This window comes from Flavobacterium sp., from assembly GCF_965277525.1.
Classification (GTDB): domain Bacteria; phylum Bacteroidota; class Bacteroidia; order Flavobacteriales; family Flavobacteriaceae; genus Flavobacterium.
The window spans coordinates 173,163-196,406 of record NZ_CBDIDC010000014.1; the positions used below are offsets into that span (position 1 = coordinate 173,163).

The 23,244-nt window shown below is 33.7% G+C and carries 23 protein-coding genes and 1 pseudogene; 13 read left to right on the forward strand and 11 right to left on the reverse strand.

What is annotated here, in order from left to right; translation table 11 throughout:
* Positions 1-614: 614 nt before the first annotated feature.
* The 7 genes from ACQY44_RS24890 to ACQY44_RS24920 all read left to right on the forward strand — a co-directional run bounded on the left by ACQY44_RS24890 (position 615) and on the right by ACQY44_RS24920 (position 7,654).
* Entirely contained in the window at positions 615-1,448 is an 834-nt protein-coding gene (locus tag ACQY44_RS24890) for a 1,4-dihydroxy-2-naphthoyl-CoA synthase (RefSeq protein WP_035681238.1), read from the forward strand.
* Between the two features lie 86 nt (positions 1,449-1,534).
* Positions 1,535-2,497: a 1,4-dihydroxy-2-naphthoate octaprenyltransferase gene (gene menA, locus ACQY44_RS24895; protein WP_428232973.1), complete on the forward strand. Its 963-nt coding sequence runs from the start codon at positions 1,535-1,537 to the stop codon at positions 2,495-2,497.
* Positions 2,498-2,528: 31 nt separating this feature from the next.
* Entirely contained in the window at positions 2,529-3,206 is a 678-nt protein-coding gene (locus ACQY44_RS24900; protein ID WP_428232974.1) for a metal-dependent hydrolase, read from the forward strand.
* Between the two features lie 124 nt (positions 3,207-3,330).
* On the forward strand, positions 3,331-3,858 hold the full coding sequence (locus ACQY44_RS24905) for a DUF2199 domain-containing protein (RefSeq protein WP_428232975.1): 528 nt from the start codon (positions 3,331-3,333) through the stop codon (positions 3,856-3,858).
* Positions 3,859-3,861: 3 nt separating this feature from the next.
* Positions 3,862-5,313, forward strand: coding sequence for a S41 family peptidase (locus tag ACQY44_RS24910; protein WP_428232976.1), 1,452 nt, complete (start codon positions 3,862-3,864; stop codon positions 5,311-5,313).
* 18 nt (positions 5,314-5,331) lie between these two features.
* Complete coding sequence (locus tag ACQY44_RS24915; protein ID WP_428232977.1) at positions 5,332-6,534, forward strand: tetratricopeptide repeat protein; 1,203 nt, start codon at positions 5,332-5,334, stop codon at positions 6,532-6,534.
* Between the two features lie 70 nt (positions 6,535-6,604).
* On the forward strand, positions 6,605-7,654 hold the full coding sequence (locus ACQY44_RS24920; RefSeq protein ID WP_428232978.1) for an o-succinylbenzoate synthase: 1,050 nt from the start codon (positions 6,605-6,607) through the stop codon (positions 7,652-7,654).
* A gap of 109 nt (positions 7,655-7,763) precedes the next feature.
* Here ACQY44_RS24920 and ACQY44_RS24925 read toward each other — a convergent pair whose 3' ends face one another.
* Together ACQY44_RS24925 and ACQY44_RS24930 are read right to left on the reverse strand one after the other, a co-directional pair.
* Complete coding sequence (locus ACQY44_RS24925; protein ID WP_428232979.1) at positions 7,764-8,315, reverse strand: hypothetical protein; 552 nt, start codon at positions 8,313-8,315, stop codon at positions 7,764-7,766.
* Between the two features lie 20 nt (positions 8,316-8,335).
* A complete protein-coding gene (locus tag ACQY44_RS24930) occupies positions 8,336-9,247 on the reverse strand; it encodes an OmpA family protein (protein WP_428232980.1) in 912 nt (303 codons plus the stop codon).
* A 199-nt stretch (positions 9,248-9,446) separates the two neighbouring features.
* On the opposite strand from ACQY44_RS24930, the gene ACQY44_RS24935 reads away from it, so the two are divergent.
* Positions 9,447-9,923, forward strand: a complete 477-nt coding sequence (locus ACQY44_RS24935; RefSeq protein ID WP_428232981.1) for a CYTH domain-containing protein — start codon at positions 9,447-9,449, stop codon at positions 9,921-9,923.
* A gap of 4 nt (positions 9,924-9,927) precedes the next feature.
* Positions 9,928-10,896, forward strand: coding sequence for a YpdA family putative bacillithiol disulfide reductase (locus ACQY44_RS24940; protein ID WP_428232982.1), 969 nt, complete (start codon positions 9,928-9,930; stop codon positions 10,894-10,896).
* Between the two features lie 114 nt (positions 10,897-11,010).
* On the opposite strand, the gene ACQY44_RS24945 is transcribed toward ACQY44_RS24940, so the two are convergent.
* Together ACQY44_RS24945 and msrA are read right to left on the reverse strand one after the other, a co-directional pair.
* A complete protein-coding gene (locus ACQY44_RS24945) occupies positions 11,011-12,579 on the reverse strand; it encodes a protein adenylyltransferase SelO (protein WP_428232983.1) in 1,569 nt (522 codons plus the stop codon).
* A gap of 123 nt (positions 12,580-12,702) precedes the next feature.
* Positions 12,703-13,236, reverse strand: a complete 534-nt coding sequence (gene msrA, locus ACQY44_RS24950) for a peptide-methionine (S)-S-oxide reductase MsrA (protein WP_428232984.1) — start codon at positions 13,234-13,236, stop codon at positions 12,703-12,705.
* A 178-nt stretch (positions 13,237-13,414) separates the two neighbouring features.
* On the opposite strand from msrA, the gene ACQY44_RS24955 reads away from it, so the two are divergent.
* Positions 13,415-14,902, forward strand: coding sequence for an aminotransferase class V-fold PLP-dependent enzyme (locus tag ACQY44_RS24955; RefSeq protein ID WP_428232985.1), 1,488 nt, complete (start codon positions 13,415-13,417; stop codon positions 14,900-14,902).
* A 332-nt stretch (positions 14,903-15,234) separates the two neighbouring features.
* On the opposite strand, the gene ACQY44_RS24960 is transcribed toward ACQY44_RS24955, so the two are convergent.
* The 6 genes and pseudogenes from ACQY44_RS24960 to ACQY44_RS24985 all read right to left on the reverse strand — a co-directional run bounded on the left by ACQY44_RS24960 (position 15,235) and on the right by ACQY44_RS24985 (position 19,992).
* Entirely contained in the window at positions 15,235-16,977 is a 1,743-nt protein-coding gene (locus ACQY44_RS24960) for an APC family permease (RefSeq protein WP_428232986.1), read from the reverse strand.
* Positions 16,978-17,103: 126 nt separating this feature from the next.
* Entirely contained in the window at positions 17,104-17,574 is a 471-nt protein-coding gene (locus ACQY44_RS24965; RefSeq protein WP_428232987.1) for a nuclear transport factor 2 family protein, read from the reverse strand.
* Between the two features lie 52 nt (positions 17,575-17,626).
* A complete protein-coding gene (locus tag ACQY44_RS24970) occupies positions 17,627-18,151 on the reverse strand; it encodes a hypothetical protein (protein ID WP_428232988.1) in 525 nt (174 codons plus the stop codon).
* Between the two features lie 8 nt (positions 18,152-18,159).
* The gene (locus ACQY44_RS24975) at positions 18,160-18,636 is read right to left on the reverse strand and encodes a hypothetical protein (protein WP_428232989.1); all 477 of its coding nucleotides are present in this window, start codon (positions 18,634-18,636) and stop codon (positions 18,160-18,162) included.
* 6 nt (positions 18,637-18,642) lie between these two features.
* Positions 18,643-19,315, reverse strand: a pseudogene (locus tag ACQY44_RS24980) (peptidoglycan DD-metalloendopeptidase family protein).
* 11 nt (positions 19,316-19,326) lie between these two features.
* Positions 19,327-19,992: a spermidine synthase gene (locus ACQY44_RS24985; protein WP_428232990.1), complete on the reverse strand. Its 666-nt coding sequence runs from the start codon at positions 19,990-19,992 to the stop codon at positions 19,327-19,329.
* A 66-nt stretch (positions 19,993-20,058) separates the two neighbouring features.
* Here ACQY44_RS24985 and ACQY44_RS24990 point away from each other — a divergent pair, with 66 nt between their 5' ends.
* Positions 20,059-20,610, forward strand: coding sequence for a 1-acyl-sn-glycerol-3-phosphate acyltransferase (locus ACQY44_RS24990; RefSeq protein WP_428232991.1), 552 nt, complete (start codon positions 20,059-20,061; stop codon positions 20,608-20,610).
* Between the two features lie 84 nt (positions 20,611-20,694).
* Here the strand turns inward: ACQY44_RS24990 and ACQY44_RS24995 are convergent, their stop codons facing one another.
* Positions 20,695-21,147, reverse strand: coding sequence for a helix-turn-helix domain-containing protein (locus ACQY44_RS24995; protein ID WP_428232992.1), 453 nt, complete (start codon positions 21,145-21,147; stop codon positions 20,695-20,697).
* A 312-nt stretch (positions 21,148-21,459) separates the two neighbouring features.
* On the opposite strand from ACQY44_RS24995, the gene ACQY44_RS25000 reads away from it, so the two are divergent.
* Both ACQY44_RS25000 and ACQY44_RS25005 read left to right on the forward strand, forming a co-directional pair.
* The gene (locus ACQY44_RS25000) at positions 21,460-22,614 is read left to right on the forward strand and encodes a M14 family metallopeptidase (RefSeq protein WP_428232993.1); all 1,155 of its coding nucleotides are present in this window, start codon (positions 21,460-21,462) and stop codon (positions 22,612-22,614) included.
* Positions 22,615-22,691: 77 nt separating this feature from the next.
* A complete protein-coding gene (locus tag ACQY44_RS25005; RefSeq protein WP_008468989.1) occupies positions 22,692-23,171 on the forward strand; it encodes an Lrp/AsnC family transcriptional regulator in 480 nt (159 codons plus the stop codon).
* Positions 23,172-23,244: the final 73 nt, after the last annotated feature.

Sequence of the window (23,244 nt, forward strand, 5' to 3'; positions counted from 1 at the left end):
AAAATAAATTCGAATCCATTCAGAAAATAACAGCTTTAAAAATTTTAGAAATTACTTCCTGAATTGGTATGTCTTTAAACAATCTATACATTCATATTAAAAGCGAAACATCAAGTTCACGGCTAATCCATTGGTTTGATAAAATAACTTATAGAAAGTTTTAGTTAGCATTTTTTCCTCTTTTCGTAATCAATTTTATACTAATTACTAAACAATTCCAGCATTTAACCTTAGGTGCTACTATCTCCTTTTCGAAGTTTCAACAAATGAATAAATCATTTGCCCATTATTTAAGGGTTTAAGAATAAAAACCATATAAAAATGAGCGACAAATTTTTTAAATTTTCTCAAAAAAATCATTTTTTAGGTTAATAAATCAGTGAAAGAAAATCAATCTGAAATCGACGAAATAAAATGTATCTCATTGATTTCTAGGCTGTAAAATTACTTATTATTTTTTGAAACTAATGTTAAAAAGTGTTATTTTTTATCTGTAGCGATTAATTGTTAACATTGAAAGTAATTTTCGTACAGACTTAAACTAAATTGAGTAGGTAAAAATGTAAAAATGCTTTATTTTTACGCTATAATTATTTAAAATAAAACAAATAGAAATGGATTGGATAACTGCCAGAGAATTTGAAGATATAACTTATAAAAAATGTAACGGAGTTGCGAGAATCGCTTTCAACAGACCAAATGTTAGAAATGCTTTTCGCCCTAAAACAACTTCAGAATTGTACCAGGCTTTTTACGATGCCCAGGAAGACACCTCGATAGGAGTAGTTTTACTTTCTGCAGAGGGACCTTCAACTAAAGACGGTGTATATTCTTTTTGCAGCGGTGGAGATCAAAATGCCCGCGGTCACCAGGGTTATGTTGGTGAAGATGGACAACATCGCTTGAATATTCTTGAAGTTCAGCGTTTAATTCGTTTTATGCCAAAAGTAGTTATTGCAGTAGTTCCCGGTTGGGCAGTTGGTGGCGGACACAGCTTGCATGTCGTTTGCGACATGACTTTGGCCAGTAAAGAACACGCTATTTTCAAACAAACAGATGCTGATGTGACCAGTTTTGATGGAGGATACGGATCTGCTTATTTGGCAAAAATGGTAGGGCAGAAAAAAGCACGTGAAATTTTCTTTCTCGGAAGAAATTATTCTGCTCAGGAAGCGATGGACATGGGAATGGTAAATGCCGTTATTCCACACGACGAATTAGAAGATACCGCTTATGAATGGGCTCAGGAAATCCTTCAAAAATCACCAACTTCTATCAAAATGCTAAAATTCGCTATGAATCTGACAGACGACGGAATGGTTGGTCAGCAGGTTTTTGCCGGAGAAGCAACCCGATTAGCTTATATGACCGAAGAGGCTAAAGAAGGAAGAAATGCTTTCTTAGAAAAAAGAAAACCAAACTTTGGAGAAAACAAATGGTTGCCATAAAAAAATAAAATAGTTTCAAGTTTCAGGTTTCAGGTTACGAAACGTGAAACTTGAAACCTGAAACTAAACTTAATAAAAAAATACGCATGAAACATTGGATTGAAGCCGCAAGATTGCGCACATTACCTTTATCAGTTTCCGGAATTATAGTGGGAAGTATTTACGCGCTTTCAAACCCAACATCGACCATTGATACACCAACAGAAGTATTTAGCTGGAAAATTTTTGGTTTTGCACTTTTAACAACATTAGGTCTACAGGTTTTATCCAATTTTGCAAATGATTACGGCGATGGGGTAAAAGGCACTGATAACGAAGACAGAATAGGACCAAAGCGCGCCATTCAGAGCGGTGTTATTACACCTCAGGCCATGAAAAAAGCAATAATTATTACTGCACTATTAACTTTATTATCGGCCATTGTATTGATTTATTTTGCCTTTGGCGAATCGAATTTCGGATATTCTATTTTCTTTTTATTATTGGGTATTGCTGCTATTGCTTCAGCAATTCGCTATACAGTGGGTAATTCAGCTTATGGATACAAAGGATTGGGAGATGTATTCGTTTTCGTTTTCTTCGGATTGGTAAGTACTTTAGGGGTTAACTTTTTATATTCTAAAGAAGTCGATCCGCTTTTGATTTTACCGGCAATTTCAATTGGTTTATTGAGTGTTGGAGTTTTAAACCTGAACAACATGCGCGATGAAGAATCAGACAGAAAATCAGGAAAAAATACGATCGTAGTTCAAATGGGTGGGGCAAAAGCGAAAATTTATCATTTTTCATTGATTATTACGGCAATGCTTTCAGTGGTTATTTTTGCCATTTTGAGCGATTATAATTTTGATCAATATTTATTTTTACTGGCTTACATACCTTTAACTAAACATTTAATTACCGTTTATAAAAATCAAGATCCTAAGCTGTTAGATCCGGAATTAAAAAAACTGGCACTTAGCACGTTCTTACTTTCCATATTACTGACAGTGTGTATGATTTCGTTGATTTCAGACATTATTGTGAACCTATTTTTAGGAGGAAGATAAAACAAAGTTCAACTTTAAAAATTTAAACAAAATGAAAATCACATTTTACGGACACGCTTCATTAGGCATCGAAGTTGGAGGAAAACACATTATTGTTGATCCCTTTATTACTGGAAATCCAAAAGCCGCAGCGATAGACATCAACACATTACAAGCAGATTATATTTTACTTACGCACGCACATGGCGATCACATCCTGGATGTAGAAGCTATTGCAAAGCGTACAAACGCCACTATAGTTTCTAATGCTGAAATAGCAAGCTACTATGCTCAAAGAGAATTCAAAGCGCACCCAATGAATCACGGCGGAAGCTGGGATTTTGATTTTGGTAAAGTAAGATACGTAAACGCAATTCACTCAAGCTCTTTTCCTGATGGGAGTTACGGTGGTAACCCTGGTGGTTTTGTGATCGAAAGTGAGCACAAAAATATCTATATCGCCGGAGATACAGCACTTACAATGGACATGAAACTGATTCCGTTACGTACAGAATTAGATCTGGCCATTCTTCCAATCGGAAACAATTTCACAATGGATGTTGAAGATGCCATTCTTGCATCTGATTTTATCGAATGCGATAAAATCTTAGGCTACCATTTTGATACTTTTGGTTACATCGAAATTAATCATGAAGATGCCATTCGTAAATTTTTCGATAAAGGAAAAGATTTAATGCTTCTTGAAATCGGAGAATCAATCGAATTGTAATAAGAAGCTATTTCCCGCTTTCGGCTATATCTTTTTTGAGGAATCCCGAAGTTTTCGGGACACCTCAAAAAAGGATACCGCCTCTATCGGGGCTAGGGCTTTAGTTTTTATAAGAATTTTTTAAATGGATAACAATATTAAATTTATTTGTGATTGTTGTGGTCAGGAGCATGAAAGTTGGCCGGCACTCACGTATAACACACCCAGCGTATACAATAATCTTTCGCCTCAGGAAAAAGAAGAGATCGCAGTAATTGATCAGGATTTTTGTGTCATTAAACACCCCGATAATGTCTATCGATTTGTTAGAGCTGTTCTGATTCAAAAAGTAAATGACCATTGCGAAGATCTGGAGTATGGTTTCTGGGTTTCGTTAAGCGAGAAAAGTTTTGACGATTATCTTGAAAATTTTGATAACGAAAATCATGAAACGGATTATTTTGGATGGCTTTCCAATTATATTCCACAATATAAATTTTCAGCTAGCATTCCAACAACAGTGGTGACTAAAAGCGGTAATGAAAGGCCGGAGATTTTTCCTCATAAAGATTTTGATCATCCCTTTGTAAAAGATTACTATGAAGGAATTACAAAAGAAGAAGCTGAAAAAAGAATTAGAAACATGATGCAATCCAGCAATCAAATTGCATAAATTATGAATTTAAGAAAAGTTCTGCTACTGCTTCTAATCACCGTTTCATATCCTACTTTTGCTCAAAAATGCAATTGCGAGGATAATTTTTACTGGCTCAAAAAAAACTTCGAACAAAATGATGCCGGCTTCCAATATATAATTGATAAAAAGGGATTAACAGAATATCAAAATCATAATATTCTTTTTATTAAAAAAGCAAAAAAGAGTAAAGATCTCAATGAATGCAGGAATATACTTTTTGATTGGTTATTATTCTTCAGACCAACACACTTATCTTTAGCAATAAATAAAGATTTTATAACTCAATCATCTTCTAAAACCAATTCAGAATCTGAAAAAAAATGGGAGACTTTAGTGCTAAATCAAGAGGAATTAAAAAATAATCTATCAAGTGTCGTTCAGCCAGGTTTTGAAGGGATTTGGACTTCAGGTCCTTATACCATTGGAGTTATAAGAAAAAATAAAGAATATATTGGATACATTCTAGAGGCAAAAGGCACAAAATGGAAGCAATATGACGTGAAATTCAAGATAAAAGAGAATTTAGATCAAAACTATAGTTCACTATATTATCTAGGTGATTATTCGAGTCAAAAATTTAATGAGGTAAAACTTATTGGAAATAATCTTCTAAAGATTGGCTTTGTTTCCTTAAAAAGAGTTTTTCCAGATTATTTAGAGAATAATCCTGAAATAACCAATTACATCGAGTCTTTAATGACTCAAAAACCATTTTTTAAAGAAATTTCAGATCAGACCGTCTTACTGCGAATACCATCATTTAATTATTCTGATAAAAAAGAGATTGACAGTATACTCGTCGCAAATAAAGAACTAATTATTTCAAAAGAAAATTTAATAATTGATGTACGAAATAATGGCGGTGGGTCTGACGCCAGTTTTCAAAAGATAATTCCATATTTATATACGAATCCCATCAGAACTATTGGTGTAGAATATTTATCGACAGCTCAGAATAATAAAAGAATGGAAGATTTTATTGCAGATCCTGATTGGTCTTCTGAAGAGAAGAAGTGGGCCAGAAAAGGATTAGAGAAATTAAATTCTAACATAGGTAAATTTATAAATTTAGAAGAGCATATAGTTGAGGAACAAAAATTAGATGTTGTTTATCCCAATCCAAAAAATATTGGCATAATTATTAATGAAAGTAACGCAAGTACAACCGAAGAATTTTTATTAATAGCTAAGCAAAGTAAGAAAGTAAAACTTTTTGGAACAACAACAGAAGGTGTCTTGGACATTTCTAATATGTATTTTGTTGATTCACCATGTAAAGATTTAAAATTAGGATATTCACTTTCAAAAAGTTCAAGAATTCCAGACATGCAAATTGATCAAAAAGGTATTCAGCCAGATTATTATATTGACAAAACTATAAATGATTACGACTGGATTAGATTTACAGAGAATATATTAAAAGCAAATTAAGTTTTAAATCTATAAAGAATGAATTTCAAAAAAATAATTTTATTCCTTTTAATCGCGTCTTCATACCACACTTTTGCACAAAAAGACGGTTATTGGGACAAAGAGCGCGCAACTACAAAAGAAATTATCGTTTCGGCGCGTGACAGAATCACCATTAAAACAGAAGATTTACCAGTTGGAACTACTGAAATCGTATACCGAATAACACTTTTAGATGAAAATCAGCAAATGACCAGTAGCTTGGTTTCAATGCTTAAAGCCATTCCGGATCCATACGGAATAGGCCAGGGCTCAGCAGGTGCGGTTTTTTTGATGTCAAAAATTTCCGGAGACGACTCTTGTACTTATGCATTATTTACTTCAAATGAGGATGCAAAAAAATACGTTGATGACGGAAAAACGGATAAAGCATGTTATGCCCAGGTTGATCCCGTTAATAAAGATGCCAAGAGATTATCTATTGACAAATCATCTTGCCTGAAGCAAAACACAACAACAATTTGGTTTGGATTTACCAGTAAAAACTGGGTTTTAAATCAAAAAGTAGTTCTTGAAGTCGTGCCGTGGGTAGATACAAAACTAAATCGAGGCTGGAATCAAGATAACAAAAACGAAATCATAAGTCTTTGTAAAACATCGACAATGGCTCAAAAAATGGCTAATTCTGATGATTTTTGCGTTTGTATCCTTGAAAAAATAATGAAGCAATACCGCTACACAGAGTTTCAGAAATTATTGCCCATAGAAAAAACCAAAGCTTACAAAGACTTCGGAAACATCTGTTATAAAGATGCTGATATTTCTAAAAACGTCTATAATGACTTGAGAACTCAGGTTTCTGCTTTAATTAAATTGCAAAAATACAACGAAGCAATTCAAAAAGTGAATACGATTATCAATGACGGAAAAGCGACAGCCATCGATTATAGCGCCCTTGGTTATTGTTATATTTTAACCAAACAATACGGAAAAGCTATAAAATCCCTGAAAGAAGGCGAAAAATTAGACGATACAGAATTATTGGTTAAATTAAATCTCGCACATGTATATTTGATCAGTGACGATTACAGTGAAGCGAAAGCAATTTACAAAAAATACCAAAATCAGAACGTTACGGAAAGTTTGAGCTGGAAAGAAAAAACAAAACAAGACTTTGCAGTTTTCGAAAAAGCAGGATTACCATCAAAAGATTTTGAAAGAGTTTTGAAGCTCTATAATTAATAAAAAAAGGTTTTAATATATGTGGTATAAATTAAATAGACTTATATCACTTATATGGTAAAAGAAAAACATGAAAGCAACTTATCATAAATACATGCTCGAGTTTAAACGTCCTTCCGGAACTTCGAGAGGCATTATGACGAAAAAAGAAACCTGGTTTATTGTACTTGAAGAAAACGATAAAAAAGGAATAGGCGAGTGCGGAATTTTGCGCGGTCTGAGCGCAGATGATTGTGATGATTACGAAGAAAAACTCAATTGGGCTTGTGAGAATATTCATTTAGGAGAAGCCGTCCTTTGGGAAGCTTTGCTGGAATTCCCATCCATACAATTTGGAATTGAAATGGCTTTTTTGTCACTCACAAGCCAAAATCCGTATGTATTATTTCCTTCTGATTTTACTAATAATTCGAAGTCAATTGTTATAAATGGCTTAGTCTGGATGGGCGAAGCTGCATATATGAAACAGCAAATCGAAGAGAAATTAGCCGATGGTTTCAATTGCATCAAACTTAAAATAGGAGCGATAGATTTCGGGAAAGAATTAGAATTATTGCATTTTATCAGAAGTCATTTTTCAGCAGAACAAATAGAAATTCGGGTAGATGCCAATGGTGCTTTTGCTTTAAATGAAGCTTTAGATAAACTAAATCAATTACATCAATTTCAGTTACATAGTATCGAGCAACCTATTAAAAAAGGGAATTTTAAAGCCATGGCAAACTTGTGCCGGACAACTCCCTTTCCAATTGCTTTAGATGAAGAATTAATAGGTGTTTTTTCATTGCCGGAAAAAGAAAAATTACTACAAGAAATAAAGCCTCAGTATATTATTTTGAAACCAAGTTTTATAGGTGGCTTTAGAGGAACACAAGAATGGATCACTCTGGCAGAAAAATATAATATTGGCTGGTGGATTACATCAGCTTTAGAAAGCAACATCGGACTCAATGCGATTTCACAATGGACTTTTTTGCAAAACTCAAAAATGCCACAAGGTTTAGGAACCGGAGCGCTCTACACCAATAATTTTGATTGTCCGCTTGAAGTTTCTCAAGGACAATTATGGTATAATTCATCTAAAGATTGGAATACGAATTTTTTAAAAAATTCAAAGTAACAAAGGCACAAAGGTTCAAATGCAAGAAGCAAAAGTGCAGAATAAAAAAGCACAGAGTAGAAAAGCCTTTAAACCTTTGCCACTCTGTACCTTTGAACCTGTATTTTTTTTACTCTTTTCCGCCAAGCAGTCCTTGCTGCCAGTCTTTAAGTTCCTGCCATTTTCCCTGATACGCCAATAACGCTTGCTTTGCCCAGGTACTTGGATTGTGAATGGCGAAATTTTCACCACCGGCATCTAAAATGGATTGTAATTTTTCTGTTGGTGTTTCTGATAATTCCTGCCAGGTTGTAATTCCGGCCGCATTAAACAGAGCCTCAATTTTTGGCCCAATCCCTTCTACAACTTTCAAATCATTTTCTTTTACTTTTTTGCCATAAACTTTTGTCGCCAAGGCAGCATCAAATAACAATCCGGGAGAAGCATTTGCAGCAAAGGACTGTGCAGGAGTCGTAATTTTTGCTTTGGCAGCTAAATCAGCCTCTAGCGAGGAGATCTTAGCATTCAGACTTCGGGTATTTGCTTTACAGGCATCTAAATCAGCTTGTAATGACAATGCAAGCGAATCATCTCCTTTTGAATTCATTTTCCCTAGTAAGTAACCCAAAATTCCACAGATTAACCCCACTAACGCAGGTATTAAGATACAAGGTATATTCATAATAGTATATTTTTGATTAATTATTTGATTGTAATTACAGTTCTTCTGTTATTTGCTTTTCCTTCAGCTGTAGTATTTTCACCGACAGGTTCGTCCGGACCTTTGGATTCAGTAGTAATGCGATTACCATCGATACCTTGTCTGGACAAATATTTCTTAGAAAATTCAGCACGTTTTTGACCAAGAGCAACATTAGAATCATGGTTACCAACATTATCGCTATGGCCTACAGCGAGAATAACGGCATCTTTTACATGCTCCATATAGCGAACCAAATCAGCAACTTTCTGCTTTTCTATAGCTGATAATTTATCGCTGGATTTATTAGTACTGAAATGTAAAATCAACGGATCACCATTTATTTTATCTTTCAAAATAATCCATTCATCTGTTACGGCAGGAGCAGCTTCCACAGCTTCAAATTTGTATGCAGCAGGTCCTAAAACCGTATCTGAATTTGTTTTCAATTTATCAATTATTTCTCCTTTTGTGTCAAACTGAGAACCTGACAAACCTTTAGAAACAAAATACTTTTTAATATCGTTTGCCCTTGCAAGCCCCAGATTTTCAAAAGTAGTTGAATTTGTTTCCCCAGCAGTGGCATAACCCGTGATGGTAATTTTTTGCTTTGGATTTGCAATCAAAAATGTTTTAAGATTTTCAATTCCAATTGATACAGAATCACTAACAGGCAGAATTACTGCAAAACTGTTTTTAAGGAACTTGATATTATCATTGGTATGATAATCAATTCCGGAACCATTCAGAATAAAAGGGACAAAAATATCGTCCTGAGCTACAACTACTGCCACCTTTTCAGTCGCAACCGCTGGTGTGTTTATAGTACAATTGCAACAGAATTTGAGATACAAGAAAGTACCTAAAACAATCGTTATTGCAATGCCTAATAGATAAAGTGCTTTTTTAGACATAAGTGATAAAGTTAAGATTCTATCAAATTTAACAAAAAAATAGATACATATTGTATTAGCGATCAGTTATTTTAAAGTTATCTTTCTAGTTTTGAGGTAATTATAAAATTATGTAAAGCGGATAATGATTGCTGAATCCCGATTTCAGGAATAAATTAAATTGAGTAACTTGCATAAAAATTAAATTCAGACAATAAAAATGGTCGAAATAGAAAGAAAGTTTCTCGTGAAGTCAGATGATTTTAAGGAACAGGCTTTTGCTCAAAACACTATCGCTCAGGGCTACCTGAGTTCTGTCCCTGAAAGAACTGTAAGAGTTCGAATTAAAGGAAATAAAGGCTTTATCACGATAAAAGGAATCAGTCAGCAAGGTGGAATGTCCCGCTTTGAATGGGAAAATGAAATTCCGATTGATGAAGCGCAGGAGTTACTTAAGCTATGCGAAAAAGGTACAATAGAGAAAACCCGTTTTGAAATAAAATCAGGAAAACACATTTTTGAAGTAGATGAATTTTATGGCGAGAATGAAGGTTTAGTAATGGCTGAAATAGAATTAGCATCAGAAACAGATTCATTCGAAAAACCGGAATGGCTTGGAGAAGAGGTTACCAATGACGAAAGATATTACAATGCTTATTTAAGTAAAAATCCTTTTAAAAACTGGAAAAAACAATAATGTCATGACTGAACCGTATGATCTGATCATTGTTGGAGGCGGTCCTATTGGACTGGCCTGTGCCATCGAAGCTCAAAAGAAAAACCTGCATTATCTAATTATTGAAAAAGGCGCCATTGTAAATAGCGTTTTCAACTATCCGTTGTACATGACCTTTTTTTCAACAGCAGAAAGACTTGAAATAGGAGAAATTCCGTTTAATTGCCTGGCTCCAAAACCAGGACGTCTGGAAGCATTGGAGTATTATAGAAATATTCATCGCTATTTCAAATTTTCAATTCATTTATTCGAAAAAGTAACTGAAATTCAAAAATTAGAGAATTCCTTTTTTAAAATTACAACAGACAAATCTTTGTACGAAGCAAAGAATGTGGTGATTGCCACAGGTTTTTATGATATTCCGATTGAGATGAACATAAAAGGAGAGGATCTGTCCAAAGTGCGTCATTACTACAAAGAAGCACATGAATATGCTTTTAGAAATGTTTTGGTGGTTGGAGCCAATAATTCATCAGTCGACGCAGCTTTAGAATGTTGGAGAAAAGGAGCGAACGTTACAATGGTGATTCGTAAAAACGAAATCAATAAGCGCGTAAAATACTGGGCAAAACCAGATATCGAAAACCGGATTGCAGAAGGCAGTATTAAGGCTTATTTTCAATCTAATATTACTGAAATTTGCGAAAATGAAGTTGAAATTGAAACTCCAAACGGAAAAGTTAGGATAGAAAATGATTTTGTTTTGGCGTTAACAGGATATAAACCGGATTTAAACTTTCTTGAAAAAATGGGTATCCAATTATCTGATGATGAACTAAAAACGCCAGTCTACAATCCCGAAACCATGCAAACCAATGTTGAAGGCTTATTCCTGGCAGGAGTCGTTTGTGGTGGAATGCATACACATAAATGGTTTATCGAAAATTCTCGTGTTCACGCGAATATGATTGTAGATTATATTACTTCGAAATAAAAAAAATACTACCAATTTAGCAAATTTCAATTGTCAGTTCGAGCGAAGTCGAGAACACTTTTCGCGCATGTCGACTTCTCTCAATATGACAGTTTTACTCGTAGCAAGAAGAACTTAAGAACTACAAGAAAGCATTGAACAACCTACTTTAGATCGCGCCCAATCCGGTCGTTTTGCAAACCATTTTTCGTATTGGGGTTGTTCGTCATATGGTTTTTGCAACAATAAATACAATTCGTCTATCAAAGAATAATCTTCTTTATCAGCTGCATCAATTGCCAATTGTGACATATAATTTCTCAAAACATATTTTGGATTTATAAGGTTCATTTTCTCTGAACGAACTTGACCTGATAACTCCTCAGCATTTAATCTTTCGATATAAACAGCAAACCATTTTGTCCAGGCTGCTAAGATTTCGCCTGAAATTTCTTCCGGAACATAAAAAGCATCCTTAATTTTCTCAAGTGCTGTTTCAATAGAATCCGTTTTTTGAATGTGGCTCAAATTTCTAAAAAAGATCGTCATATCTGTTTCTGATAATTGCAAAACAGTTTCTAAACCGGCAATCAATTTACTATCAGCATCTGTCGAAGTAAATAACCCTAATTTACTTAAAAACATATTTTTATAATCAGAATCAAAATCATTAATAAAGGATTCTAACATTTTTTCCAAAGGCTCCGCTTCATTAATCAGAGGATAAAGTGCATTTGCCAGCTGATACAAATTCCATTGGGCAATTTGCGGTTGGTTCCCAAAACGGTATCTCCTGTTTTGACTATCAGTTGTATTGGGAGTCCAATTTGGGTCGTAGTTTTCCAGCCACCCATAAGGGCCGTAATCAATCGTGATTCCATGAATCGACATGTTATCCGTATTCATTACACCATGCACAAAACCTACACGTTGCCAATTCAAAATCATTTCACGCGTTTTATCCGCAACTGTTTTAAAGAATTCTAAATATTGATCTTTCGGTTCTCCTTTAATTTCCGGAAAATAATGTTTGATCGTATATTCTACAAGATCTTTTAGATTGTTAAGTTCATTTCTGGCTGTGAGCATCTCAAAACTTCCAAATCGAATAAAAGAAGGAGCGACACGGCAAACTATCGCGCCTTTTTCGTAAGCTGGATTTCCGTTATACAAAATATCGCGCAAAACTTCATCACCGGATAGCATCAGCGAAAGCGATCGGGTAGTAGGTACTCCTAAATAATACATGGCTTCGGCACATAAATACTCTCTGACAGAAGAGCGCAAAACAGCCAAACCATCAGCAGTTCTGGAGTAAGGAGTTTTTCCCGCACCTTTTAGCTGAAGCGTAAAAAACTGATTATTATGTTCTACTTCTGTTAAGTTTATCGCGCGGCCGTCGCCCAATTGCCCAGCCCAATTTCCAAACTGATGCCCTGCGTAACACATTGCATAAGGGCGGGTTTCAGGAAGAATTTCTGTTCCGGAAAAAGCATTTAAAAATGATTCTGATTCAATTTCATCTTCAGAAATCCCAACTAATTCAGCCACTTCTTTTGAAACGTGAACAAGCTTAGGCTTTGATGGTTTTGTTGGATTTACATAAGAGAAAACAGTATTCTTAACCTGACGAATTTCATTAGTTTCATCAGGATCTGCAGCTAATTCAGCAGTAAATCGATTGTTTATTTTTAAATTTTTCATTTGAGTATTTATTTTTAACCACAGATTATACAGATTAAAAGGATTCTTTTTAAATCTCTCGGAAATTTAAAAGTAAGTAAGGAAAATCACTCTAATCATTCTAATCTGTGGTAAAATCTTTATTTAATCAACTAATTTACCGGAGTACATTTTTTTCAATTTTTGTACTTTTGGATCTATTATAATCTGGCAATAACGTGCGTCCTGATTGTTATTATAATAATTTTGATGCTCTTCTTCAGCATTGTAATATACTTCAAAGGGAATCAATTCGGTTACAATTGGATCTTCGTAGAAAGATTTCACTTCCTCAAAAACGTGTTCTGCAATCGCTTTTTGGTCACTATCATGATACAAAATAATCGAGCGATATTGTGTACCACTATCTGCTCCCTGACGATTTAAGGTTGTGGGATCGTGACTTGTCATAAATATATAAATGAGATCATGATATGAAATTATGTCAGGATCGAAAGTAACTTGTATCACTTCAGCATGACCAGTCCTGCCCGTACACACTTCACGATAAGGAGGATTCTTGATAAAACCTCCGGCAAAACCTGATTTTATTGATTCTATCCCTTTTAAACGCTGAATTACAGCTTCAATACACCAAAAACATCCACCACCAAAAGTAGCTACTGATACATTTTTCATAAAGTATTGTTTAGTTTTACTTGCCCTATTAATCCGATAGAATATTATGATAAATTATTAAAAAAACTGCATTTTAACTAAAGATACTCATCGGTTATGGAATGATTGAAGTTTACAATTGATAAATTCGCAATTCTATAAAAAAGCAATATATTTGCAATCAAACTCAGGCACACTAATGAATAGCAAAAATAGTACCATCACTTTAGAAACCTATTTTAAGGATTTTAGAAAGCATATTGTTGGAATTGATCAAGAATTTACTTCTCCGTATGGCAAAAAAAAGATTATTTATACAGATTGGACTGCCAGCGGAAGGCTTTATCGCCCCATAGAGGAGCAACTTTTGAATAATTTCGGACCTTTTGTAGCCAATACCCATACAGAAACTACTGTGTCAGGTACTGCCATGACAAAAGCATATCATCATGCCAGAAATATCATCAAGCGTCATACAAATGCCAATCAGGACGATGTTTTGATTACGGACGGAACCGGAATGACGGGTGTTGTTAATAAATTTCAACGTATTCTTGGCCTTAAAATTCCTGAGAACCTGAAAGATTTTATTAGTGTTCCTGCTGAAAAAAAACCAATTGTCTTTATTTCACACATGGAGCATCATTCCAATCAAACGTCATGGTTAGAGACGATTGCTGATGTTGAAATTATACCGTCTTGCGAAAAAGGACTTTTTTGCCTGGATAATTTGGCTTTGCTATTAGAAAAATACGCCGACAGAACTATTAAGATTGCCTCGATAACGTCATGCTCTAATGTTACGGGTCTGAAAACACCTTTTCATGAAGCGGCAAAATTAATGCACCAACATCATGGCGTTTGTTTTGTTGATTTTGCATGTTCGGGACCTTATGTCGAAATTGATATGCATCCTGAAGATCCGGAATCTTATCTGGACGCGATTTTCTTTTCTCCACATAAATTTTTAGGAGGACCGGGAACTTCAGGTGTTTTAATCTTCAATAAAAAATTATACAATAATATGATTCCTGATTGTCCTGGTGGAGGAACAGTTAGCTGGACAAATCCATGGGGCGAACATAAATACATTGACAACATAGAGGATCGCGAAGATGGTGGAACTCCAGGTTTCTTGCAGGTTATCAAAACTGCTTTGGCCATTGAACTGAAAGAGGAAATGGGAATTGAAAACATCCTGCAACGCGAACACGAAATTGTTAATTATGTTTTTAACGCATTAGATCCTGTTTCCAATATTAAGATTTTGGCAGGACAACATCAAAATCGTTTGGGAGTAATTTCGTTTTTTATTGAAGATCTTCATTTTAATCTGGGAGTAAAATTACTGAATGACAAATTCGGAATTCAGACTAGGGGAGGGTGCAGCTGTGCCGGAACTTACGGACATTTTTTATTACATGTAGATCAGGAGACTTCAAACAAACTGGTTAATGAAATTACGATTGGTGATCTCATCAAAAAACCGGGATGGATCAGAATGTCGATACACCCCACTACTACTGACGAAGAAATTGCTTTTGTTTGTGAAAGTATTAAGGATTTAGCTGAAAATCACAAAACCTGGGCTTTGGATTATGCTTACAATAAAAACACAAACGAGTTTATTCATAAAAATGCAAATTCATTTGAGGATGAATTGGTTGCCGGTTGGTTTAGATCGTAGCACTTTTTAACCGCAAAGCACGCTAAGATTTTTATCTCAAAGTATGTTTAGAAAACACAAGGTTCGCAAAGCTGGTTCAACACAAAGCTTTGCGAACCTTGTGTTTTTATAAAACCCTTAGTTAAAAAAACTTTGCGTGCTTTGCAGTAAAAATTATGCTTTACGGTAAAATCAATTTAGTTAACAAACTCTTTTTTCGTTTCATATGAATGATAAATTTCCAGTGTAGCTCCGATAGAGCCGGTATCCTTTGAGAGGAACGAACAAAGATAAAGGCGAAAGCGGGACTAAAGGTCTTGAAAAACCGAATTTATCCGCTTCTGAAAATTTTACTACATAATCAAGCGAACTCCGCCAAGGTCAGAAACGCGGTAAGAGAATTTATTTCCGGGAGAACCTATAAACATAAAGTTTTTAGGTATTTTCCATTTTTTAGATAGTTCGTCGATAATTTCAGGCCCAAAAACACCTTTAATTTCAAGATATTCAAGATCAATTTCATCATACGCACGATCTAAAACTTCTAAATCTTTTATTAAAGCTTCGTTGGTTGAAGTGTTATTGGTTACGTACACAATCTTTAATTTATTGGTCGTTTCGTTTCCCTGAACATATTGCAATACTTTGTTTAAAATCGCAATATCATCGCCTTTGGTAAAAAAGACAAACTCCTGTGAATTGATTTCTACACTCATTTTTTGCAAATAGCGATTGCTAAGAATTACCATTTTTCGTAAAGGCTGATAGAAATATTCCAAGGCCTCAATTAGTAATCGTATCAAAAAGACACGGTTAAGCATGATGCCGATAAAAATCAGTGAAGGAACCATGTATTTCAGAAAGGTGTAAAAAGAATTGATATTCAATTTCATATTCCCGACAAAAGCGGCGATAATAAGCAAAACAGCCACCACGACGGTGATGCCCCGGGCACGTTCAGGTCGGGGTAATTTTCTGCGTTTGAATTTGAGCAATAAATTTCCGATTCCGAATAACGCCATTACCGCCAGAAAGGAGAATGTGTAAACACCGGCCAAAGATTCTAAATGCCCGTTGGTAGCAAAAAGTACTGAAATACATAAAACTAAAAAACTGATTACAATTCGGTAATGAGAACCTCTTTTGTTTTGCTTTAAAAAATAATTGGGTAAAATCCGGTCTAATGTCATTCGGTTTAAAAGTCCGGAAACCCCAACAAATGAAGTTAATACAGCTCCGCATAATACTAAAACAGCATCTATGGAAATTAGCCATGCCAGCCATGATCCGCCGGTTGTTTGTCCTAAATGCGCCAGAAGAGATTCTTTATTAGCACCAACTTCGGTTAAAGGAATTATACAAATCAATAAAATAGCGATTACAGGATTGAAGAAACTTACAATTGCCCACATATTTCTCAGCGTTTTAGGAAAAACACCATGTTCTTGTTCTTCGACAAAATTTGCCGAACTTTCAAAGCCGGAAATTCCGAGCATAGCTGCCGAAAATCCCAGGAAAAGAGCTGTTTTTATATTTCCGTAGGCGATAGGGGCTTCCCAATTGATATGAAAAGTTCCCAAACCGTTATTTAAAACAAACCATAACGAGGCCAAAACGAGTAAACTTAAAGTTGCCAAATGGGTAATGAAAATGATTACGGCCACAAATGCTGATTCACCAATACCTAAAATAGCAAGTCCTGTAAACAGGATTAGAACAACAACTGTTGCAATGGTGACGTTTAAATTTTCGAAAATTCCATGCAAATAATGCATTCCTTCTGAAGCTGAAATCACAGCTGTTGCCATATAAGACAAGACCGTTAATGTTGCAGCTAACGAAGCCAATCGTTTGGTTGAAGTATTTAATAAAACATTGTAAGCACCTCCGTTTAAAGGAATCGCCCCAACAACTTCGCCGTAAATTTTTCTGAATAAATATAAAACAACTGCAACAATTAATAATGAAATCCACGCATATTGACCAGCATATAAGATCGTTAGCGCTGAAACATACAAACAAGAAGAACTGATATCGTTTCCACAAATCGCTGTTGCCTGTAATTGATTTAATTTTTTGTGTATAAGTTCTTCCATAGTTATTCAATATTAAACACGATCAACTCAACAAAAAGTAGTAACAAGCAAATTCTAAAAGACAGGTATATGTACTAAAATTATATTTTAGCTAATGTGTGGATCTTGAATTCTAAAGTATAGCAATTATTTCGATTCCTGAAATTTCCTGAGTGACAATAAGGCTTGTTCCTGAATTTTCTTCTGAAAAAAACCAGTCCATCCCAACAAATACCCCATAGGACCAAAGGCTTGTTTTGACCATTTCCAGACATCAAAACTATCCGTATGTTTGATAATCAATCCATCCTGAAAGGCAAATTCTGCCGTAATTTTATTGATTACGTTTCTATTGGTTTTACTAAAATTATAAGTAGCAATCCATTTTGCAGCACCCGAGAAATCATCCGCTTTTACATCTGAAAATTCAACTTTAAGATTGCCTTTGCTTTTTAAAATCAGCATTTTCCACATTGCAGTAACCTGATCTCCCTTCAGTAAACCAAAAGCAGGATCAATAAAATGAATTTTTGGATGGTAACATTCACTCATTGTTTGAGCGTCAGCGTTGGCAAAAGCAGTATAGAATTTTGTAATTAGAGCCTCGTTAGCATTCATAGAGTAGGAAAATTAGAGTATAAATATAAGATTTATTAGATCAAATAATTATTTATAAGGCACTAATTGCAGTAGCGGTATCAAATGTTTTTTTAGATTTATCAAATGCTGTAGAAAAATACTCCTTTTTATTAGAGGCTGTAAAATATCCAGTCTGATCACCAAATGCATTAGAATTTCCGGTTACTATAAACCGCACTCCTTTAATATCCGCTTTTTTAAGTTTGGCCATTTCAGCCGGAGTAAAATAATAATAAGATGATGTCTTGCCATTGACAGTTTCATTAATTTTTTTATCTACACAGGGAATCGCGTCTCCATTGGTCAGATCAACATAAATACCACCTGAAATTCTGGTTTTGTCATTCGCTGTCTGAATAGTGATCTTTAAAACTCCTCCTTTTTCTGTTTTTGCAATTTGAACATTTGCTTCACCGGTAAAAACATATTTTTCGCAAATAAAAGTATAATTTTCAGTTGCAGGATAAGGTTTTGAGCCTTTTATACTCATGGTTTCCTGGGCATTTGCAAATGTCGAAATCAGCAATACTATTAAAAGAGGCAATTTTAAATTCATAATTTTATTTATTGTTGAGTTAGTTTAGAATCAAATTTTTCATCCCAATCCATAGATTTTATAGAAGAAACCAAATTATCTTCATTCACAAAAACGCGCAATTCTTTATTGGCTACTTTTTTTGTGTATAAGGCACGATAGCGGTAAACAACCTCTTGTTTGGTTTTGTAAACGCCATCTAATTTTAAATCTATAAAACTTCCGTAATATTGTCTAAATCTTTGACACGTTTTAGTAAGACGCTCTTCAGTCGTATTTTCCATTACAGATGGCGTAACTTCTGTAGCATTAAAAGGTTTAAACTTTGAGGTATTACAAGTTTCTAAAACTCGTTTCCCTAATTCGTACGCTTTTTGTTGTTGATTAGAATTAATCTCTGCACCAGAAATTTTCTTAATTTTCAAATCTTCAGTATCTCTACTGATTGTTTTCGATTTACATCCAATTAACAATAACAAACATATAATCAATCCTGCTTTCTTCATAACTATTTAAGTAATTTTTAATAATAAGTTAGGGTCAGGGCAATTTTCTATATAAAAATTCAAATCATTTGTATTGCAAACTCCCGGATAATCGCCATAATACTCTTCAATATTTTTTATAATCTGAAAATGTACATGTGGCGCGTAATCCCCATTAACAGTGGAGCTTCCTAAAGTTCCGATTTTTTCACCTTTATTAAAATTGGTCCCAACACTTAGGTTTTCTATACTTTCTAACGATAAATGCCCGTATAAAGTATAAAATTTTTCATTTTCGATGGTATGCTCCAAAATAATTGTTGGCCCGTAATCTCCCAAACCAATATTGTTTTTAAAGCTATGCACCTTTCCGTCAAGTGGAGCCAAAACAGCCGTATCTACTTTGGTCCATAAATCCAATATGAATGTTACGTTCCGGAATAGAATCATTTTTAAAAATCGCACTTCGTTGGTATAAGGTACGACCTTCGATATAACCTCCAAATGCCACTTCGGCATTATTTTTCTTCAGATAATTTGAAATAAAACCCTCAAATTCTGTAGCACTCTGAGGTTTACTTTCAACAAATTCCCGATTGGTCACAGATAAATCTAATGAAATGTATTTTGAAATATGAATATCATCATCGATAATTTTAGTAGGCAGTAAGGCTTTCAATATAGAGACAAGAGGTTTCATAAAATTTAAATTTAAGCGACTTTTTCAATAATTATTAATTCATTATGTACTTCTATGCGGGGCAGCATTTTTGAAGTAAACAATTCCGGGTTTATTTCTGAAATATATTTACTGTTTCGAACGTTATGAGCTTCGTCTAAAATCATGGTATTAAAAAGAACAAAACCTTTGCTTTTTAAAAGAGAGCAAATATGTCCGCTAAAAAAACTTTCAAATAAGAAATTTGGCATTTTGATATCTTCAAAAATATCTATAATAATCAGATCGTATTTGTCTTTAGTTTTTAAAACAAATTCAAAAGCATCATCAATAATAATTTCAAGTTGCTTTATTTGATCCAGTCCAAAATATTGATTTGCAATCTGAATCATGTCCGGGTCAATCTCGACACCCGTAATTTTACCTTTATATTCGATTTCATCCACCAAAGTTTTAATGACACTTCCTCCTGCAACTCCTAACAATAATATATGTTCCATCTTAAGGATGCTTTCATAACCTATATTTCTAAGACCGTACCTTAATATACGCTGCAGACTTCCATACGAGTAATTGGTGTTTTCAGAATCCAGGACCAACTCACCATTAGCCCATGTAATTTCAATAATTTTACTTCTTTCTGATCTTTTCTTAAATACTTTTATTGGAATGATATAACTGAATAATTTTTGGATCATTTTTAAATGCTTTTACTCAAATTTACCACTTTAAATCTTTTATTTTGCAACAAAAAATAATTTTTAATGAAAAGACAATTGTACAAATTCATCTTTTTTAAGCTAATGGGCTGGAAAATAGTAGGAATTGAAAATGCGGAAGTGAAAAAATGTGTGATGATGGTGATGCCCCATACAAGCAATCATGATTTTTATTTAGGAATATTTACAAGAGGAATCTCCGGATTAGAAATGAACTGGGTGGGAAAGAAGGAATTATTCAAATTTCCTATTGGATATTATTTCAGAAGTGTAGGAGGAGAACCTATTGATCGTACCGGAGGTTTAAATAAAGTAGATTCTATAGCTGCTATTTTTGAACGAAAAGAAGTTTTTCGTTTAGCAATTGCCCCAGAAGGAACTCGCAAGGGAGTTAAAGAGATTAAAAGCGGATTTTATTATATTGCACTTAAAGCTAATGTTCCCATTGTTCCGGTTGCTTTTGATTGGGGCAAAAAAGAAGTTAATTTCGGAAAAGATTTTTTCCCCACAGGAAATTACGAAGCTGATTTATTGGTTTTGAAAAAACATTACGAAGGTGTTTTAGGAAAAATTCCAGAAGACGGGTTTCAATTGTAAATTTTCGATATTTTTAAGCTTACGTGAGAATCGCTTAAATGAAAATTATTTTAAAAATTTTCCAAATACGCGTTTTTCTCTAATTTACGGGACGTATGCTTTAAAAGTTCCGTTTTTATAAAAAATAACAATTTTCTCCATTTCACTTTCTTCGGTAATTAAAATTTGATTTTTAATTTCCGGAGGAGTTCTTGTTTGTATTTTTTCAGTTTCTTTAAAATTAATCTGAGAGAATAAATCTCCTGTAGCTAAATTTTCATTTGCAGCAATTGGAGTGGGCGCTTTTATAGATTCTGAAACTTCTTCACTATTTTTAGGAAAACTTCCTTTACCGTTTAGAATCCAATATAAATCTACATCGGGAAAAACTTCCATAATTTTCATGACAAAATCCAGGCTTGGTTTGTTTCTTCCTGAAAGCAGATGAGACATACTTGATCGCTGAACCCCAATTCTATCCGCAAAAGAAGAAGCGTTTAAGGCATAATAATCAAGTATTATTTCAAGACGTTTTACAAAATCATCGATGTTTACCATTGTAAATTGTTCTTTTTAAAATCGTTGTTTACAAATGTAATTAAAAGGAATCAATAAAGCAATTTTACACTTGTAAATCGTATAAAATAAAGTATATAAAGCGAATAATCACTTCATGTGGATATATATAAAACACTGAAAAACAATTTATTAATTATTTATAATTAAAGTAATAACATTTGTCAACTGTCATCAATGCAAATAATGGGATTTAAGGCAAAACACTGTTTACATTTATAAATTCTACTGTTTTTTAATTGTTTACAATTGTAACAATAAAGATGTTTACTTTTGTAAACTAATCAAAAGACAATGAATTTAGAAGAATTATTCAGCCAATACAAAGAACAATCAATAGAAGGTCGTTACCTGACTTTAGATCACATTCAACCTTTATTAGATAAAATCAATACTAATGATCAAGTCCAGATAATTGGCCGGTCAGTATTAGACGAACCTATTTATAGCTATCAAATCGGTACCGGACAAACGCGAATTTATCTTTGGTCACAGATGCATGGAAACGAAAGCACCACAACAAAAGCATTGTTTGATTTTATTAATGTATTAAACAGTGGATCTGAATTTGCTCAGAAAATGCTCAAAACGTTTACGTTTTATTGTATTCCAATTTTAAATCCTGACGGAGCAAGACTTTATACACGTGAAAATGCCAATAAAATCGATTTAAATCGTGATTCTCAAAACCTGACACAACCTGAAAGTAAGATATTAAGAGAAGTTTTTGAATCCTTCAAACCTCATTACTGTTTTAATCTTCACGATCAGCGTACTATTTTTGGTGCAGGAGCAACGGGTAAGCCGGCAACTGTTTCATTTTTAGCACCTTCCTATAATGAAGAAAGAGATATAAACGAAAACCGCTTAAAGGCTATTAATGTAATTGCGGGTATTAATGATGTTTTACAGCAATACATACCAGGGCAAGTAGGGCGCTTTGATGATTCATTTAATATCAACTGTATAGGAGATACATTTCAGTTTTTAGGAGTACCCACAATTTTGTTTGAAGCAGGTCATTTTCCCCACGATTACGAACGCGAAATCACCCGAAAGCTCCTATTTTTCTCACTTTTATCAAGTTTTAAGCTAATTAGCGAAAACGATTTAGTTGATAACAGAATTAATGATTATTTGAATATTTCACAAAATAAAGTGGTTTTTTATGATTTTATGTATAAAAATATCAAAATAAATTATGATGGTATCGAAATTATTACGAATTTTGTCGCACAATACAAAGAAGAATTGATTGAAAATAAAATTCATTTTAACGCTTACATAGTTGAAGTAGGCGAATTAGAAAATTATTTTGGACATTACGAATATGATGCAAAAGGAGCAATTTATTCCGATGACTTTAGTGGTTTTCCGAAATTGAATCAAAAAGCAGATTTTTATTTAAATAAAAATGTTAAATTTGTTAACGGATTGATAAAAAGTTAATTTTTATGTGAATTTGTTGTTTTTTATTTATATTTTTATACTTTGTAATAGCAATTAGTAATATTAATTAAAGAATTATGAGTAAATTTCGTTTAGATGAAGTAGATCACCAGATTTTAGATATGTTAATAGACAATACGAGAGTTCCGTTTACTGACATTGCAAAAAAACTATTGATATCTGCTGGAACAGTGCATGTTAGGGTTAAGAAAATGGAAGACGCAGGTATAATAATGGGTTCTTCATTGGCTTTGGATTACGATAAATTAGGGTATTCATTTATCGCATATGTTGGTGTATTCCTTAATAATACGTCTCAAACTAAATTTGTATTAGAGCGAATCAATCAAATTCCGTTCGTAACAGTAGCTTCTGTAACGACAGGAAAATTCAATATTTTTTGCAAAATCAGAGCAAAAGATACTAAGCACGCAAAAGAAGTTATTTTCATGATCGATGATATCGATGGTGTATATAGAACAGAAACTATGATTTCATTAGAAGAAAGCATAAACGATAAGAAGCGTTTGATGCATACTATTTTTAAAAATATGTAATTTTTTCTTGAATGCTATATTAAAATATAACCTCAAGTTTATTCTTGGGGTTTTTTTATGACTAATTAACCAA